The sequence below is a fragment of the Xanthomonas theicola genome (genome assembly GCF_014236795.1).
GTDB lineage: Bacteria > Pseudomonadota > Gammaproteobacteria > Xanthomonadales > Xanthomonadaceae > Xanthomonas_A > Xanthomonas_A theicola.
In genome coordinates this window covers 4,676,381-4,689,755 of sequence record NZ_CP049017.1, presented here as the reverse complement: position 1 = coordinate 4,689,755, position 13,375 = coordinate 4,676,381, and the positions used below count along the sequence as shown (strand labels likewise).

The following is a 13,375-nucleotide window of genomic DNA, read 5'->3' as shown; positions in this document are numbered from 1 at the left end:
GGTGCCGCCCTCGCTCGCGCTGGTGCCGGGCGAGCCGGCCGGAATCGGCCCGGAACTGTGCGTGCGGCTGGCCCAACAGCCGCGACGCGATTGCCGGTTGCTGGCCTTCGCCGATCCCGCCACCCTGCGCGGCGCCGCCGCCGCGCTGGCGTTGCCGCTGCAGTTGCTGCCCGAATCCGCCCGCGCCCAGGTCCCCGGCGACCTGCGCCTGCGGCCCGTCGACAACCGCGTACCCAGCCGCTTCGGCCGCACCGAACCGGCCAACGCCGCCGCGGTGATCGACGCGCTGACCCAGGCCGCCGACGCCTGCCTGCGCGGCGAATTCGCCGGCCTGGTCACCGGCCCGGTGCACAAGGCCGCGATCAACGCCGGCGGCATCGCCTACACCGGCACCACCGAGCTGCTCGCCCGCCACGCCGGGCGCGAGGTGGTGATGATGCTGGCCAACGACGTCGTGCGCGTGGCCCTGGCCACCACCCACCTGCCGCTGCGCGCGGTTGCCGATGCGCTCACCCCCGCCTTGCTGGAACGCTGCCTGCGCATCACCCACGCCGCGCTGCGCACCGAGTTCGGCATCGCCGCACCGGCCATCGCGGTGCTCGGGCTGAATCCGCACGCCGGCGAGGACGGCCATCTCGGGCGCGAGGAGATCGATGTCATGCATCCGGTGCTCGACGCATTGCGCGCCGAAGGCATGCGCCTGCGCGGTCCGCTGCCGGCCGACACCGCGTTCCTGCCGCAGAAACTGGCCGGCGTCGATGCGGTGCTGGCGATGTACCACGACCAGGGCCTGCCGGTGCTCAAGTACAGCGGCTTCGAGCAGGCGGTGAACCTGACCCTGGGCCTGCCCTACCCGCGGGTGGCGGTCGACCACGGCACCGCGCTGGAGTTGGCCGGACACGGCGTTGCCGATCCGTCCAGCCTGTTCGCAGCGGTCGCGCTGTGCGCGCAGTTGGCCGCGCGCAGGTCGCTTCCGTAGGAGCGGCTCCGGGTGGCCTCGAGCCATCCCCGCCCCCCATCCCGATAAGATGCACGCATGACTTCCTCCCTCGGCTTCGACGCCCCGGCCAAGAAATCGCTCGGCCAGCACTTCCTCAGCGACCGCCACTACATCGACAGCATCGTGCGCGCGGTCAATCCCAAGGCGGGCGACCTGCTGGTCGAGATCGGCCCCGGCCAGGGCGCGATCACCTTCCCGCTACTGCGCCGCCATGGGCGCCTGACCGTGATCGAATTCGACCGCGACCTGATCGCGCCGCTGACCGCCGCGGCCGCCGGGGTCGGCGAACTCACCCTCCTCAACCGCGACGTGCTGTCGGTGGACTTCGCCGGACTGGCCGGCGCCGGCCGGATCCGCCTGCTCGGCAACCTGCCCTACAACATCTCCTCGCCGATCCTGTTCCATGCGCTGGACCACGCCGCGGCGATCGCCGACATGCACTTCATGCTGCAGAAGGAAGTGGTCGAGCGCATGGCCGCCGCGCCGGGCAACAAGGTCTACGGCCGGCTCAGCGTGATGCTGCAGGCGTACTGCGAGGTGACCGCGCTGTTCGTGGTGCCGCCGGGCGCGTTCCGGCCGCCGCCGAGGGTGGATTCGGCGGTGGTGCGGCTGGTGCCGCATGCGCCGCAGGACATCGGCATCGCCGATCCGCGGCGCTTCGCCGACGTGGTGCGCGCGGCCTTCGGGCAGCGCCGCAAGACCTTGCGCAATGCGCTGGGCGGGGTCTGCGATGCCGCCCAGTTCGAGGCGGCCGGGGTGCGCCCGGACGCGCGCGCCGAGCAGCTGGAGGTCGCCGATTTCGTGCGCCTGGCCAACGTGGCGCAGGCATGAAGCGCGCATCGCACCGGCGTCCGTGTGCGCCCCGACCGCCGCCACGAGACAGTCGATCCTGCGCAGGGTCGCCGCACGATCGAACGCGCTGCCGGACTGCGCCGCGCGCGTGGACGGCCGCAGGTCCCTTCCTGCGCCAGCTTTGCTTACACTGTGGGCATGAACGATGACGCCCCCTACCGGATCGAGGTCGAAGTCTCGCCCCGATTCCTCGACAACCAATCGGTGCCGGAGGACGGACGCTACGCGTTCGCCTACACCATCCGCATCCACAACCGCGGCCGCGTCGCTGCGCGGCTGATCGCCCGGCACTGGGAAATCACCGACGGCAACGGCCGCGTGGAACGCGTGGACGGCGACGGCGTGGTCGGCGAACAGCCGCGGCTGCGGCCCGGCGAGGACTTCCGCTACACCTCCGGGCTGATGCTGGAGACCGAGCACGGCACGATGCGCGGCCACTACGACATGCAAGCCGACGACGGCACCCATTTCGTCGCCCAGGTCGCGACATTCGTGCTGACCGTGCCGCGGACCCTGCACTGATGGCGTCGGCATGAGCGTGTGGGCCATCGGCGACCTGCAGGGTTGCTACGACATCACCCAGCGGCTGCTGGAGAAGATCCGCTTCGACCCGGCGGTGGACCGACTGTGGTTCTGCGGCGACCTGGTCAACCGCGGCGGGCAGTCGCTGGAAACCTTGCGCCTGGTGCACTCGCTGCGCGCGCACAGCGTCGTGGTGCTGGGCAACCACGACCTGTCGCTGCTGGCGATCGGCGAACGCAGCCCGGACGAGCAGCGCAAGGTCAATCCGGACCTGCAGCGCATCGTGCTGGCCGAGGACCGCGACGAGCTGCTGACCTGGCTGCGCATGCAGAAGCTGCTGCATGCCGACCGCGAACTGGGCTGGATGATGATCCACGCCGGCCTGGCGCCGAAGTGGACCACCACCCTGGCCGAGAAGCATGCGCGCGAGGTCGAGCAGCAGCTGCACGGCAGCGGCTACCGCAAGCTGTTCCGCAACATGTACGGCGACCGCCCGGCCTGGTCGCCGGGGCTAACCGGCTATGACCGCGCGCGCGCGATCATCAACCTGTTCACCCGGGCCCGCTACTGCACTCCGCGCGGACGTATCGCGTTCGAGGAGAAAGGCACCCCGGGCACCCAGGCGCAGGGCCTGTACCCCTGGTTCGAAGTGCCTGGCCGCGCCGAGCGCGACCTGAAGATCGTCTGCGGCCACTGGTCGACGCTGGGCCTGACCATCACCCAGAGCGTGCACGCGATCGACACCGGCGCGGTGTGGGGCGGCAAGCTCACCGCGCTGCGGCTGGACGGCGAAGACCTGCAGATCGTGCAGGTACCGGGACGCCCGGTCGAAGGCCCGCCGCCGGTGCCCCGCGCGCGGCCGCCGCGGCGTCGGCCCGGCCCCGGACGCGGCGCGGGTGCTGCGGCAGCCACACCGCCATCGCCCGCTCAGGACTAACAGCTGCTCGCGGCAAGCGGGCTGCGCATGACCACCGCACATTTCGGTCCAGATCCGACCTCTGCAGGAGCGGCTTCAGCCGCGACGGGCACTACCGGTAAAGCCCGTCGCGGCTGAAGCCGCTCCTACAAAACTCGGCTCAAGACTGCGCCGACGGCAAGAACCTGCCCCGGAAACTTCCTGCCGCTACTGCGATGCCAGCTGTGGCAGAAGCCCCGCAACAGCCTCACGGCCCTCCAAGCACCAACACGACTGCGCTACGGCGCGCCGCGCCGGCACCGGTAATCCACGAACTCGAACGCCAGCGCGTGCCTGGCATCGGCCGCGTGCGGCTGCCGCGCCACGACCTCCCACTGCGCCGGATCGAACGCCGGGAAATGCGCATCGGCGCGCTCGACCAGCGTGTCCACGTGGGTCAGGTACAGCATGTCGGCGCGCGGCAAGGCCAGGGCGAAGATGTCGCCACCGCCGATCACCGACAGTTCTTCCGCCCCGCTCGCCTGCGCCACCGCGATCGCCGCCTGCAGCGAAGCCACCGCCTGCATGCCCGCGAACGGCACCTGCCCCGAGCGCGTCATCACCAGGTTCAGGCGCCCCGGCAGCGCGCGCCCCAGCGACTGCGCGGTCTTGCGCCCCATCAGCACCGGCTTGCCCAGGGTCAGCGCCTTGAAGCGCTTCAGGTCGTCCGGCAAGCGCCACGGCAGGTCGTTGTCGCGGCCGATGGCGTTGCCGCGGTCGAGCGCGGCGATCAGGCTCACTCGGGCCCCGGGACCGGGGACCGGGGACTCGCACACATCCGTCTCTACCGAGACCGCGGCTTTTTCCGGGTCCCCAGTCCCCAGTCCCCAGTCCCGGCGACTCATACCGCCACCGGCGCCTTGATCGTCGGATGCGGGTCGTAACCCTCGATCGCGATGTCGTCGTAGGTGAATCCGAACAGGTCGGTGACCGCGGGATTCAGGCGCAGCGTCGGCAGCGGCCGCGGCGTGCGCGCCAGCTGCTCGCGCGCCTGCGCGACGTGGTTGGAATACAGGTGCGCGTCGCCCAGCGTGTGCACGAAATCGCCCACGCCCAGGCCGGTGGCCTGCGCCACCATGTGGGTCAGCAGCGCATAGCTGGCGATGTTGAACGGCACGCCGAGGAAGATGTCGCCGCTGCGCTGGTACAGCTGGCAGCTGAGCCTGCCGTCGGCCACGTAGAACTGGAACAGGCTGTGGCACGGCATCAGCGCCATCTGCGGCAATTCGGCCACGTTCCAGGCACTGACCACCAGCCGCCGCGAATCGGGATTGCGCTTGATCTCGTCCACCAGCCATTGCATCTGGTCGATCTCGCGGCCGTCCGCACCGGTCCAGCGCCTCCACTGCTTGCCGTACACCGGGCCGAGTTCGCCCTGCGCGTCGGCCCATTCGTCCCAGATGCCGACCTTGTTGTCCTTCAGGTAGGCGATATTGGTCTCGCCCTTCAGGAACCACAGCAGTTCATGCACGATCGAGCGCAGGTGCAGCTTCTTGGTGGTCACCAGCGGGAAGCCGGCGTCGAGGTCGAAGCGCAGCTGCCAACCGAACACGCTGCGCGTGCCGGTGCCGGTGCGGTCGGATTTCTCCGCGCCGTGGTCGAGCACGTGGCGCAGCAGGTCCAGGTAGGCCTTCATGCCTTGCCCTCCGCCGCCGTGGGCGCCGGCTGCAGCACCGGCGCGCGGCGCGAGCGCCACAACAGGAACAGGCCCAGCAGGATCAGCGGCGTGCTCAGGATCTGGCCCATGGTCAGCCACTGGAACGCCAGGTAGCCGATCGGCGCATCCGGCACGCGCACGAACTCCACCGCGAAGCGGAACACGCCGTACAGCAGCGCGAACAGGCCGGACACCGCATAGCGCGCGCGCGGCCGCAGCGAGAACGCCCACAGCACCGCAAACAGCACCAGACCTTCCAGCGCCGCCTCGTACAGCTGCGACGGATGCCGCGCGAACCTGTCGAGCGCGCCGCTCGCGTACTGCGCCTGGATCCGCGCCAGCGGCCAATCCTGCAGCTCCGGCGTCCGCGGGAAGATCACGCCCCAACCGGCCTCGGTGAACTTGCCCCACAGCTCGCCGCCGACGAAGTTGCCGACGCGGCCCAAGCCCAGCCCCAGCGGCACCAGCGGCGCGACGAAATCCATCGTGTCGAAGAAATGCAGGCGCGACTTGCGCGACCACCAGGCCGCGGCCGCCAGCACGCCGATCAGGCCGCCGTGGAAGCTCATGCCGCCGTCCCACACCTTGAAGATCAGCAGCGGGTTGGCGAGGAAATCGCCCAGCGCGTAGAACAGCATGTAGCCGATGCGCCCGCCCAGCACCACGCCGAGCATCGCGTAGAACAGCAGGTCGGAGAACCCCTCCATGTCCACGCCGGGCAGGCGGCCAGCACGGATGCGTCGGCGTCCCAGCCACCACGCCGACGCAAAGGCGGCCAGGTACATCAGTCCATACCAATGCACCTTCACCGGGCCGAGCGAGAAGGCGATGGGGTCGATCTGGTGGAGATAGGTCATGCGGGAACGTCGGCCGGGGGTGAAGGGCGTCTATTCTGCCATCGGCACCGGCCACTGCCGCGGTCGCGATCCACACGGGCGACGCTAGGCTTCATCTGCCGGCAGGCGCAAGCGTCTGCCATCGGCGCCGGCCACTGCCTCGATGGCGGCCGGCGCCGATGGCGCTGCGCTTCATCTGCCGGCATGCCCGGCCGCCGCCGGCGCGGCGCCATGCCGCGCCGGCACTCAATCCAGCCGTTGCGGTCGATTCGGCAGTTCGTCGCGCTCGGCCTGACCCGGTTGCGCCGGAAAATGCGCGGCCAGCAGCGCCGACACCGCCGCGACCCCGGCGATCACTGCCTGCTCGGGCTGGCCTGCGCGCATGTCGCGTTCGATCACCGCGCAGACCTGGCGCCATTGCGCCGCGTCGACGCATCCATGCAGGCCGCGGTCGGCCACGATCTCGATGCGATGCTCGGCCAGCAGCAGGTAGATCAACACGCCGTTGTTGGCCTGGGTGTCCCAGGTGCGCAACTGCGCGAAGGCTTGCTCGGCGCGGGTGCGCGGCGCCATGCCGCGCAGCGCCGCCGCCGGCGCCAGCGCCGATTCGACCGCGAACATCACCTGCCCGCGGTGCAGGCGCTCGCCGGCGGCGATCGCCGCGCCGATGCGCTCCAGGCTGGCGTCCGGGAACAGGGTGTGCGCCGGCGGCGCGAACAGATGGCGCAGCAGCCGCATCACCAGCTCCCCGAGGCGCCGCCGCCTCCCGAACTGCCGCCGCCACCGCCCCAGCCGCCGCCCGAACTGCCACCGCCGCCCCAACCGCTCCCACCCCAGCCGCCGAAGCCGCCACCGAAGCCACCGCGTCCCCAGCCACCGCCGCCGACCGAGCGGCCCGGGGACATGCCCGACAGCAGGCCCAGCACCAGCCCGATCGCGCCGGTCAGCACGCCGACGAACAGCGACAGGCTCAACAACAGGCCGACGCCGCCGCCGGCGACCGTGGCCAGCACGCCGCGCAGCGGCCGTGGCGCGCGTGCGAACAGCAGCTGCGCGACGAAGGCGGCGAACAGGCCACCGAAGAAACCGAGCGGCAGCCTGCTGTCCGAACCCGACGCGGGCGCATGCGTGCTCACCGGGGCCGGCAAATGCTCGCCGTCGATCAACTTGACCAGCATCGCGGTGGCCTCGGCGATGCCGCCGCCGTAGTCGCCGGCACGGAACCGCGGCGCCAGATACTCCTGGATGATGCGATTGGCGGTGGCATCGGGAATCGCGCCTTCCAGGCCGTAGCCGGGCTGGATGCGCACGCGCCGGTCCTCCTTGGCCACCACCAGCAGCACGCCGTCGTCCACGCCCTTGCGGCCGATCTGCCATTGGTCGAACACCCGCTGGGTGTACTGCTCGATCGTGTCCGGCGCGGTGCTGGCGACCACCAGCACCTGCAACTGGCTGCCCTTGCGTTGCTGCAACTGCAACGCCTGCTGCTCCAACTGCTGGCGCTGGGCCGGCTGCAGGGTCCCGGTGGTGTCGACCACCGGCGTGTCCAGCGGCGGGATCGCCGCCTCGCCGGCCGCCTGCGCCCAGGCCAGCAACGGCAGCAGCGCCAGCAGCAGCGTCCCGATCCAGGCGCGCCGGCCACGGCGCGCCTGGCGGAGGTGGATCGTCGCATCGCTCATTGCAGACTCCTGCCCCGGCATAGGCGCGCGGCGGCATCGAAGGGAAGAAACCGCCGCGGCGGCCAGCGCCGCGCTGCGGTGCCGGCCGCCGCGGCGTGCTGCGCCTACTGCGCCGGCGCCGGCTGCGGCGATGGCCGCAGTTGCGGCGGCGCCGGCCGGGGGCCGAAGTTCACCGCCGGCGCCTCGCTGATCTGCGCCTCGTTGGCCACGCTGAAGTTCGGCTTTTCCTTGTAGCCGAAGATCTTCGAGATGATGACCTGCGGGAACGAGCGGATGTAGGTGTTGTAGTCCTGCACCGTCTGGATGTAGCGGCCGCGGGCCACGGTGATGCGGTTCTCGGTACCCTCCAACTGCGCCTGCAGATCGCGGAACGACTGGTCGGACTTGAGGTTGGGATAGTTCTCGGTGACCACCAGCAGCCGCGACAGCGCGCCGGACAATTCGCCCTGCGCCTGCTGGAACCGCTGCAGCGAGGCTGCATCGTCGGCGTTGACCTGAACCTGGCCGACCCGCGCGCGCGCATTGGTCACGTCGGTCAGCACCTGGCGTTCCTGGTCGGCGTAGCCCTTGACCGTATTGACCAAGTTGGGGATCAGGTCGGCGCGGCGCTTGTACTGGTTCAGCACCTCCGACCAGCCGGCCTTGACCGCCTCATCCTTCTGCTGGATCGCGTTGTAGCCGCACCCGGACAGCAGCGCCGCGACGGCGGCGAGGAACAACGAGCGGGACAACAGGCGCATGGCGGTCTCCGGCAGCAAAGGGGCGCAGCTTGCCACGCCTGCCGTGAAAACGCAGCCGCCAGGCCGCGCCAGCGCTTACCGCGCACTACGCCGCCGGGCCGATCACCACTGGCCGGCGCCGGGCACGTCGTGCGCGGCGGCGCGGCGGCGCATCAGCAGGTTCAGCCACTCCACCAGCACCGAGAAGCCCATCGCCGCGTAGATGTACGGCTTGGGCACGTGCACGTCGAGGCCGTCCAGGACCAGCACCACGCCGATCATCAGGATGAACACCAGCGCCAGCATCTTCACCGTCGGGTTGGCGTCGATGAAGCGGCCCAGCGGGTTGGCCGCCAGCAACATCACCGCCACCGCCAGCAGCACCGCCGCCACCATCACCGGGATGTGCTGGGCCATGCCGACCGCGGTGATCACCGAGTCCAGCGAGAACACGATGTCGATCACCGCGATCTGCGCGATCACCCTCCAGAACACGCCCGAGGCCTTGCGGGTGGTCGGGTCGGCGTCTTCGCCGCCGGTGATCAGCTCGCGGATCTCCAGCGTGCCCTTCACCAGCAGGAACGCGCCGCCGACCATCAGCACCAGATCGCGCACCGAGATGCCCATGCCGGCGACGCTGAACAGTTCGCCCTGCATCCGCGCCAGGAACGCCAGCGACACCAGCAACGCGATACGGGTCAGGCACGCCACCGCGATGCCGAACTTGCGCGCCGCCGGGCGTTGCGCCTCCGGCAGCTTGCCCACCGCGATGGAGATGAACACCAGGTTGTCGATGCCCAGCACGATTTCCAACGCGCTCAGCGTCAGCAGCGTCAGCCAGGTGTTGGGGTCGGCAAGGAGCTCTAAAACCATGGAGTCGAATCCTTTAACGGTAAAAAAGACAGGCTGGCGTCACAGCAGGCGCGGCAGCAGGATCAGTCCCCAGCACAGCAGCACATTGGCCAGCATCAGCAGCACCGCGGCCGAGCCCATGTCCTTGGCGCGCCCGGCCAGTTCGTGGTGCTCCGGCCCGTAGCGCTCGATCACCGCCTCGATCGCGGAGTTGAGCAGTTCCACCGCCAGCACCAGCAGCAGCGAGCCGATCATCAGCGCCTGCTGCACCGGCCCCTGCCCCAGCCACAGCGCCAGCGGCGCCAGCACCGCGAACAGGCACACTTCCAGCCGGAACGAGGATTCGTGCAGCCAGGCGGCGCACAACCCCTGCCAGGACCAGCGCAGCGCCATCAGCATCCGGCGCGGACCGCGCGGCAGGTGTCCGAATTGGTCGGCCATGCGTCAGCCCCGGCCTGGGGAACGGGGACGCGACAGCGACGGCCGGAAGAGATCGGTCATGAGGGCGATGGCGAAGCGGGCTGAACGCCGATTTTGCCACAAGGCCCGGCGCGGCACTGCGCCGCCTCGGCGCGCCGGACGGACTTGCCTGCGGCGCATCGCCCGCGGCACCATCGCCGCTCCGTCGCACCCAGGAGGCATCCCATGTCCAGTCCGCCGTTGCGCGCCGCGCTGCTCGCCATCTTCCTGCTCCTGCTGGGCCTGCAGCCGGGCCTGGCGCGCACCCCGCCCACCACGCCGAAGATCCCCGAACAGGTCTCCAGCCCGGCCTGGGAAGCGGACATGCAGCGCTTCGCCCAGGCCGATGCCGCGCATCCGCCCAAGCCCGGCGGCGTACTGTTCGTCGGCAGTTCCTCGATCCGCTTCTGGCAGTCGCTGGGCAGCGACTTCCCCGGCGTGGACACGCTCAACCGCGGCTTCGGCGGCTCGGAGATCCGCGACAGCAGCTGGTATGCCGAGCGCATCGTGGTGCCGTACCGACCGCGCCTGATCGTGTTCTACGCCGGCGACAACGACCTCAACAGCGGGCGCAGCCCGCAGCGGCTGCGCGACGACTTCCTGGCCTTCGTGGCGCGGGTCCGGCGCGACCTGCCGGGCGTGCGCATCGCCTACATCTCGATCAAGCCCAGCCCGGCGCGCGCCGCGCTGCTGACGCAGGCGGCCGAAGCCAACGCGCTGATCCGCAAGGCCGCCGCCGGGCTGAAGCAGGTGGACTTCATCGACGTGTACACGCCGATGCTCGACGCCGACGGACAAGCGCGGGCCGAACTGTTCGGCAAGGACCGCCTGCACATGAACGCCGCCGGCTATGCGCTGTGGCGCGACATCGTGCGGCCGTACCTGAAGCGCTGAACCGCGGCGCGCGCGGCGGACGTCCGCGATTCAACCGGTCCGGCCACTCACCCGACCGGATCGAAGCGCACGGTGGCGGTGGTGCCGCCGCCCTCGGCGCTCTCCAGCCCGATCCGCCAGCCGAAGCGCTCGCACAGCCGACGCACGATCGACAGGCCCAACCCGGTGCCCTGTGGGCGATCCGGCTCGGCGCGGAAGAACGGCTCGAACGCGCGCCGCAAGGCATCGTCGGACATGCCGATGCCGGTATCGCGGATGCGGATGCGGTCGGCGGCGACCTCGACCTCGATGCTGCCCGCGTCGGTATAGTTGCAGGCGTTGCGCAGCAGATTGCTGACCACCACGTGCAGCACCCGCGGCGGCGCGTGCAGGCGCGCGGCGTCCAGTACCTTGACGGTCAGGGTCACCGGCTTGGCGACCAACAGCTCGCGCGCGTTCTCGGCCTCGTACTCGACCACGTCGGCGACCTCGAACGTCTCGCTCTGCGGCTCCACGTCGGCCTCGCGGGCCAGGATCAGGAACGCATCGATGACCGCCTCCATGTCGCGGCCGGCGCGCTGGATGCGCTGCAGGCTGCGGCCCAGCCGCGGCGGCAGGTCGGGGGCGGTCATCGCGATGTCGCTGGCGACACGGATCACGGTCAGCGGCGTGCGCAGCTCGTGGCTGGCGTCGCGGGTGAAGTTGCGCTCGCGCGAGACGTGGCCGGTGACGCGCAAGGCCAGCGCATGCAGCGCCGCGGCCAACTGCCGCGACTCGCCCTGCACATCGGCCGGCAGGTTCTCCGGCGCCAGGTCGGCGGCGCACGGATGCCGCGGGTCCCACTGCGACACGTGCCGCGCCAGCCAGTTCACCGGCGACAGCAGGCGCCGCGAGGCGCGGTGGGTCAGCCATCCCACCACCACTACCGCGATCAGGGTCAGCAGCGCCGGCACGATGCCGAACCAGAACGCCAAGCGCTGCGCCTGCGCGCGCAGGAACACCAGGTACAGCCGCCCGGCCTTGGTCTCGTCGACCAGCACCATCTCGCCGTCGGGGCGGTGCTCGTGCAGGCCCAGTTCCAAGCCGCGCAACTCCGCCGGCACCGCCGCCTCCAATCGCCCGGCCGGCACCAGATAGCCGCGCAAGGTGTGGCTGTTGGGCGGCGGCTGCGCCGGGGATTGCGCGTACAGGCGCCAATAGTGCGTGGCTTCCTGGCGCATCACCGAACCCACCAGCGAGTGCTGCACGACCGCCACCACCAGGTAGCTGCCAAGCGCGACGACGCATCCCGCAAATACGATGCGGGCAATCAGGGCGAGGCGGATTTTGCGCGGCAAACCGTGCGGCATTACAGCTTCCGTGTTTTTGCCGCCATTATAGAAATGCGGACGCTGAATCCGCCGTGCAAGCAGGCCCCGCTCCTGAGGCCCGCCTGCCACATGGCACGGACGGCGGCGCTCAGCCCATCGGCTGCGCGATGTCGGCGATGCGGTAACCGGCGCTCTGCACGGTGTGCAGCAGCGGCCGGTCGAACGGCTTGTCGATGATCTTGCGCAGGTTGTACAGATGGCTGCGCAGGGTGTCCGAATCCGGCAGGCCGTTGCCCCAGATCTCGCGCTCGATCTCCTGGCGGGTGACCACACGCGGCGACTCGCGCATCAGGATGGTCAGCAGGCGCAGGCCGATCGGCGACAACTGCAGTTCGGCGCCGGCGCGGGTCGCGCGCATGCTCACCGGATCCAGCACCAGATCGGCCACCTTCAGCACTTCCGAGCCCACTTGGCGGCGCTCGCGGCGGATCAGCGCACGCAGGCGCGCTTCCAGTTCCTGGATCGCGAACGGCTTGGTCAGGTAGTCGTCGGCGCCGAAGCCCAGGCCGGTGAGCTTGTCGTCGAGCGTGTCGCGCGCGGTCAGCATCAGCACCGGCGTGGACTTGCGTGCGTCGTTGCGCAAACGGCGACACACTTCGATGCCGTCCAGGCGTGGCAGCATCAGGTCCAGCACCACCACGTCGTAGCTGTTCTCTGCCGCCAGGCGGTAGCCGTCCAGGCCATCGCAAGCGTAATCCACTTCGAATCCGCGGCCTTCCAGGTACTCGCCGATCATTTCGGAGATGTTGCGGTTGTCCTCGACGACCAGAACGAGCCCGGAGGTTTCCTTGGTCTGACGCATAGAGCTTCCTCAGTCTTCAGCTTTGTGAAACATGCCGGAAACCGAGTGGTGACAGTGTGAAGAACGCTTCATGTGCCTGACCAGGGAAAAATCACTCGTCGATCAACGGCTTGAGCTTGGGCCACACGTTCTCCAGGACCTTCGGCTGGCCGGCGGCAGTGGGATGCAGGCCATCGTCCTGCATCAGTGCCGGATCGAGCGCCACGCCCTCCAGCAGGAACGGCAACAACCCGGTCCGGTACTGCTTGGCCAGGTCCGCATACACCGCGCGCAACCGCTGCCGGTAGGCCGGTCCGTAGTTCGGCGGCACGTCGATGCCGAGCAACAGCACCTTCGCGCCGGCGTCACGGCTGAGCACGATCATCTTCTCCAGGTTGCCGCGCAGTTCCGCCGGCGTCAGCCCGCGCAGCGCGTCGTTGCCGCCGAGTTCGATCACCACCACCGCGGGCCGGTGCTTGAGCAGCAACGCCGGCAGCCGGGTCAGCGCGCCGGAGGACGTCTCGCCGCTGATGCTGGCATTGACGACCGCCGGCGGCGCCTGCATCTGTTGTCGCAGGCGGCGCTCCAGCAGCGCCACCCAGCCGGACTGGACCGGGATGTTGTGCGCGGCACTGAGGCTGTCGCCGACCACCAGCACCGGCCCCGTCGCACCTTTGGCACAGGCGATGGCGGGCAGCAGCAGACACCATGCCAGACAGGCCAGGAGCCAGGCGCTGCGCGTCCAGGCAGGCGTTCCTTTCGTATCGTTGCCACGCATCCGGAGATTTCCTCATCGACAGTCTGGCCCCCACTCCGCGCA

16 protein-coding genes are annotated in these 13,375 nt (G+C 70.1%); 5 read left to right on the top strand and 11 right to left on the bottom strand.

Annotated features, from left to right (window positions below; all coding sequences use genetic code 11):
- The first annotated feature begins 1 nt into the window (after position 1).
- The 4 genes from pdxA (at position 2) to G4Q83_RS21860 (ending at position 3,311) form a co-directional block, all read left to right on the top strand.
- On the top strand, positions 2 to 979 hold the full coding sequence (gene pdxA, locus G4Q83_RS21875; RefSeq protein WP_128420400.1) for a 4-hydroxythreonine-4-phosphate dehydrogenase PdxA: 978 nt from the start codon (positions 2 to 4) through the stop codon (positions 977 to 979).
- A 57-nt stretch (positions 980 to 1,036) separates the two neighbouring features.
- Positions 1,037 to 1,831: a 16S rRNA (adenine(1518)-N(6)/adenine(1519)-N(6))-dimethyltransferase RsmA gene (rsmA, locus tag G4Q83_RS21870; RefSeq protein ID WP_128420399.1), complete on the top strand. Its 795-nt coding sequence runs from the start codon at positions 1,037 to 1,039 to the stop codon at positions 1,829 to 1,831.
- 159 nt (positions 1,832 to 1,990) lie between these two features.
- A complete protein-coding gene (apaG, locus tag G4Q83_RS21865) occupies positions 1,991 to 2,374 on the top strand; it encodes a Co2+/Mg2+ efflux protein ApaG (RefSeq protein ID WP_128420398.1) in 384 nt (127 codons plus the stop codon).
- Between the two features lie 10 nt (positions 2,375 to 2,384).
- Positions 2,385 to 3,311 carry a symmetrical bis(5'-nucleosyl)-tetraphosphatase gene (locus G4Q83_RS21860; protein WP_128420397.1) on the top strand — a complete coding sequence of 309 codons (927 nt, stop codon included), beginning with the start codon at positions 2,385 to 2,387 and terminating at the stop codon, positions 3,309 to 3,311.
- 257 nt (positions 3,312 to 3,568) lie between these two features.
- Here G4Q83_RS21860 and G4Q83_RS21855 read toward each other — a convergent pair whose 3' ends face one another.
- The 8 genes from G4Q83_RS21855 to G4Q83_RS21820 all read right to left on the bottom strand — a co-directional run bounded on the left by G4Q83_RS21855 (position 3,569) and on the right by G4Q83_RS21820 (position 9,513).
- Positions 3,569 to 4,069, bottom strand: a complete 501-nt coding sequence (locus G4Q83_RS21855) for a dihydrofolate reductase (protein WP_128420396.1) — start codon at positions 4,067 to 4,069, stop codon at positions 3,569 to 3,571.
- Positions 4,070 to 4,170: 101 nt separating this feature from the next.
- Complete coding sequence (locus G4Q83_RS21850; protein ID WP_128420395.1) at positions 4,171 to 4,965, bottom strand: thymidylate synthase; 795 nt, start codon at positions 4,963 to 4,965, stop codon at positions 4,171 to 4,173.
- Positions 4,962 to 5,843 carry a prolipoprotein diacylglyceryl transferase gene (lgt, locus tag G4Q83_RS21845; protein WP_128420394.1) on the bottom strand — a complete coding sequence of 294 codons (882 nt, stop codon included), beginning with the start codon at positions 5,841 to 5,843 and terminating at the stop codon, positions 4,962 to 4,964. The genes G4Q83_RS21850 and lgt overlap by 4 nt, the downstream gene beginning before the upstream one ends.
- A gap of 225 nt (positions 5,844 to 6,068) precedes the next feature.
- On the bottom strand, positions 6,069 to 6,560 hold the full coding sequence (locus tag G4Q83_RS21840) for a TPM domain-containing protein (protein WP_128420393.1): 492 nt from the start codon (positions 6,558 to 6,560) through the stop codon (positions 6,069 to 6,071).
- The gene (locus G4Q83_RS21835; protein ID WP_185817299.1) at positions 6,560 to 7,501 is read right to left on the bottom strand and encodes a TPM domain-containing protein; all 942 of its coding nucleotides are present in this window, start codon (positions 7,499 to 7,501) and stop codon (positions 6,560 to 6,562) included. The genes G4Q83_RS21840 and G4Q83_RS21835 overlap by 1 nt, the downstream gene beginning before the upstream one ends.
- Positions 7,502 to 7,605: 104 nt before the next feature.
- A complete protein-coding gene (locus G4Q83_RS21830) occupies positions 7,606 to 8,241 on the bottom strand; it encodes a LemA family protein (protein ID WP_128420612.1) in 636 nt (211 codons plus the stop codon).
- 102 nt (positions 8,242 to 8,343) lie between these two features.
- On the bottom strand, positions 8,344 to 9,093 hold the full coding sequence (locus G4Q83_RS21825) for a TerC family protein (protein ID WP_128420613.1): 750 nt from the start codon (positions 9,091 to 9,093) through the stop codon (positions 8,344 to 8,346).
- 39 nt (positions 9,094 to 9,132) lie between these two features.
- The gene (locus G4Q83_RS21820; protein ID WP_128420614.1) at positions 9,133 to 9,513 is read right to left on the bottom strand and encodes a diacylglycerol kinase; all 381 of its coding nucleotides are present in this window, start codon (positions 9,511 to 9,513) and stop codon (positions 9,133 to 9,135) included.
- A 204-nt stretch (positions 9,514 to 9,717) separates the two neighbouring features.
- Here G4Q83_RS21820 and G4Q83_RS21815 point away from each other — a divergent pair, with 204 nt between their 5' ends.
- A complete protein-coding gene (locus G4Q83_RS21815) occupies positions 9,718 to 10,425 on the top strand; it encodes an SGNH/GDSL hydrolase family protein (RefSeq protein WP_128420615.1) in 708 nt (235 codons plus the stop codon).
- Between the two features lie 47 nt (positions 10,426 to 10,472).
- Here the strand turns inward: G4Q83_RS21815 and G4Q83_RS21810 are convergent, their stop codons facing one another.
- The 3 genes from G4Q83_RS21810 to G4Q83_RS21800 form a co-directional block, all read right to left on the bottom strand.
- Positions 10,473 to 11,753, bottom strand: a complete 1,281-nt coding sequence (locus G4Q83_RS21810; RefSeq protein ID WP_128420616.1) for a sensor histidine kinase — start codon at positions 11,751 to 11,753, stop codon at positions 10,473 to 10,475.
- A 109-nt stretch (positions 11,754 to 11,862) separates the two neighbouring features.
- Positions 11,863 to 12,576 carry a response regulator transcription factor gene (locus G4Q83_RS21805; RefSeq protein ID WP_128420617.1) on the bottom strand — a complete coding sequence of 238 codons (714 nt, stop codon included), beginning with the start codon at positions 12,574 to 12,576 and terminating at the stop codon, positions 11,863 to 11,865.
- 91 nt (positions 12,577 to 12,667) lie between these two features.
- Positions 12,668 to 13,333 carry an arylesterase gene (locus tag G4Q83_RS21800; RefSeq protein ID WP_128420618.1) on the bottom strand — a complete coding sequence of 222 codons (666 nt, stop codon included), beginning with the start codon at positions 13,331 to 13,333 and terminating at the stop codon, positions 12,668 to 12,670.
- Between the last annotated feature and the right edge of the window lie 42 nt (positions 13,334 to 13,375).

Excerpts from the sequence above, each read along its gene's own strand:
- G4Q83_RS21805 (WP_128420617.1), bottom strand. The coding sequence starts at position 12,576 with ATGCGTCAGACCAAGGAAACCTCCGGGCTCGTTCTGGTCGTCGAGGAC.
- G4Q83_RS21835 (WP_185817299.1), bottom strand. The coding sequence starts at position 7,501 with ATGAGCGATGCGACGATCCACCTCCGCCAGGCGCGCCGTGGCCGGCGC.
- G4Q83_RS21860 (WP_128420397.1), top strand. The coding sequence starts at position 2,385 with ATGAGCGTGTGGGCCATCGGCGACCTGCAGGGTTGCTACGACATCACC.
- lgt (WP_128420394.1), bottom strand. The coding sequence starts at position 5,843 with ATGACCTATCTCCACCAGATCGACCCCATCGCCTTCTCGCTCGGCCCG.
- G4Q83_RS21850 (WP_128420395.1), bottom strand. The coding sequence starts at position 4,965 with ATGAAGGCCTACCTGGACCTGCTGCGCCACGTGCTCGACCACGGCGCG.
- G4Q83_RS21815 (WP_128420615.1), top strand. The coding sequence starts at position 9,718 with ATGTCCAGTCCGCCGTTGCGCGCCGCGCTGCTCGCCATCTTCCTGCTC.
- G4Q83_RS21810 (WP_128420616.1), bottom strand. The coding sequence starts at position 11,753 with ATGCCGCACGGTTTGCCGCGCAAAATCCGCCTCGCCCTGATTGCCCGC.
- G4Q83_RS21840 (WP_128420393.1), bottom strand. The coding sequence starts at position 6,560 with ATGCGGCTGCTGCGCCATCTGTTCGCGCCGCCGGCGCACACCCTGTTC.
- G4Q83_RS21830 (WP_128420612.1), bottom strand. The coding sequence starts at position 8,241 with ATGCGCCTGTTGTCCCGCTCGTTGTTCCTCGCCGCCGTCGCGGCGCTG.
- G4Q83_RS21800 (WP_128420618.1), bottom strand. The coding sequence starts at position 13,333 with ATGCGTGGCAACGATACGAAAGGAACGCCTGCCTGGACGCGCAGCGCC.
- G4Q83_RS21825 (WP_128420613.1), bottom strand. The coding sequence starts at position 9,093 with ATGGTTTTAGAGCTCCTTGCCGACCCCAACACCTGGCTGACGCTGCTG.
- rsmA (WP_128420399.1), top strand. The coding sequence starts at position 1,037 with ATGACTTCCTCCCTCGGCTTCGACGCCCCGGCCAAGAAATCGCTCGGC.
- apaG (WP_128420398.1), top strand. The coding sequence starts at position 1,991 with ATGAACGATGACGCCCCCTACCGGATCGAGGTCGAAGTCTCGCCCCGA.
- G4Q83_RS21820 (WP_128420614.1), bottom strand. The coding sequence starts at position 9,513 with ATGGCCGACCAATTCGGACACCTGCCGCGCGGTCCGCGCCGGATGCTG.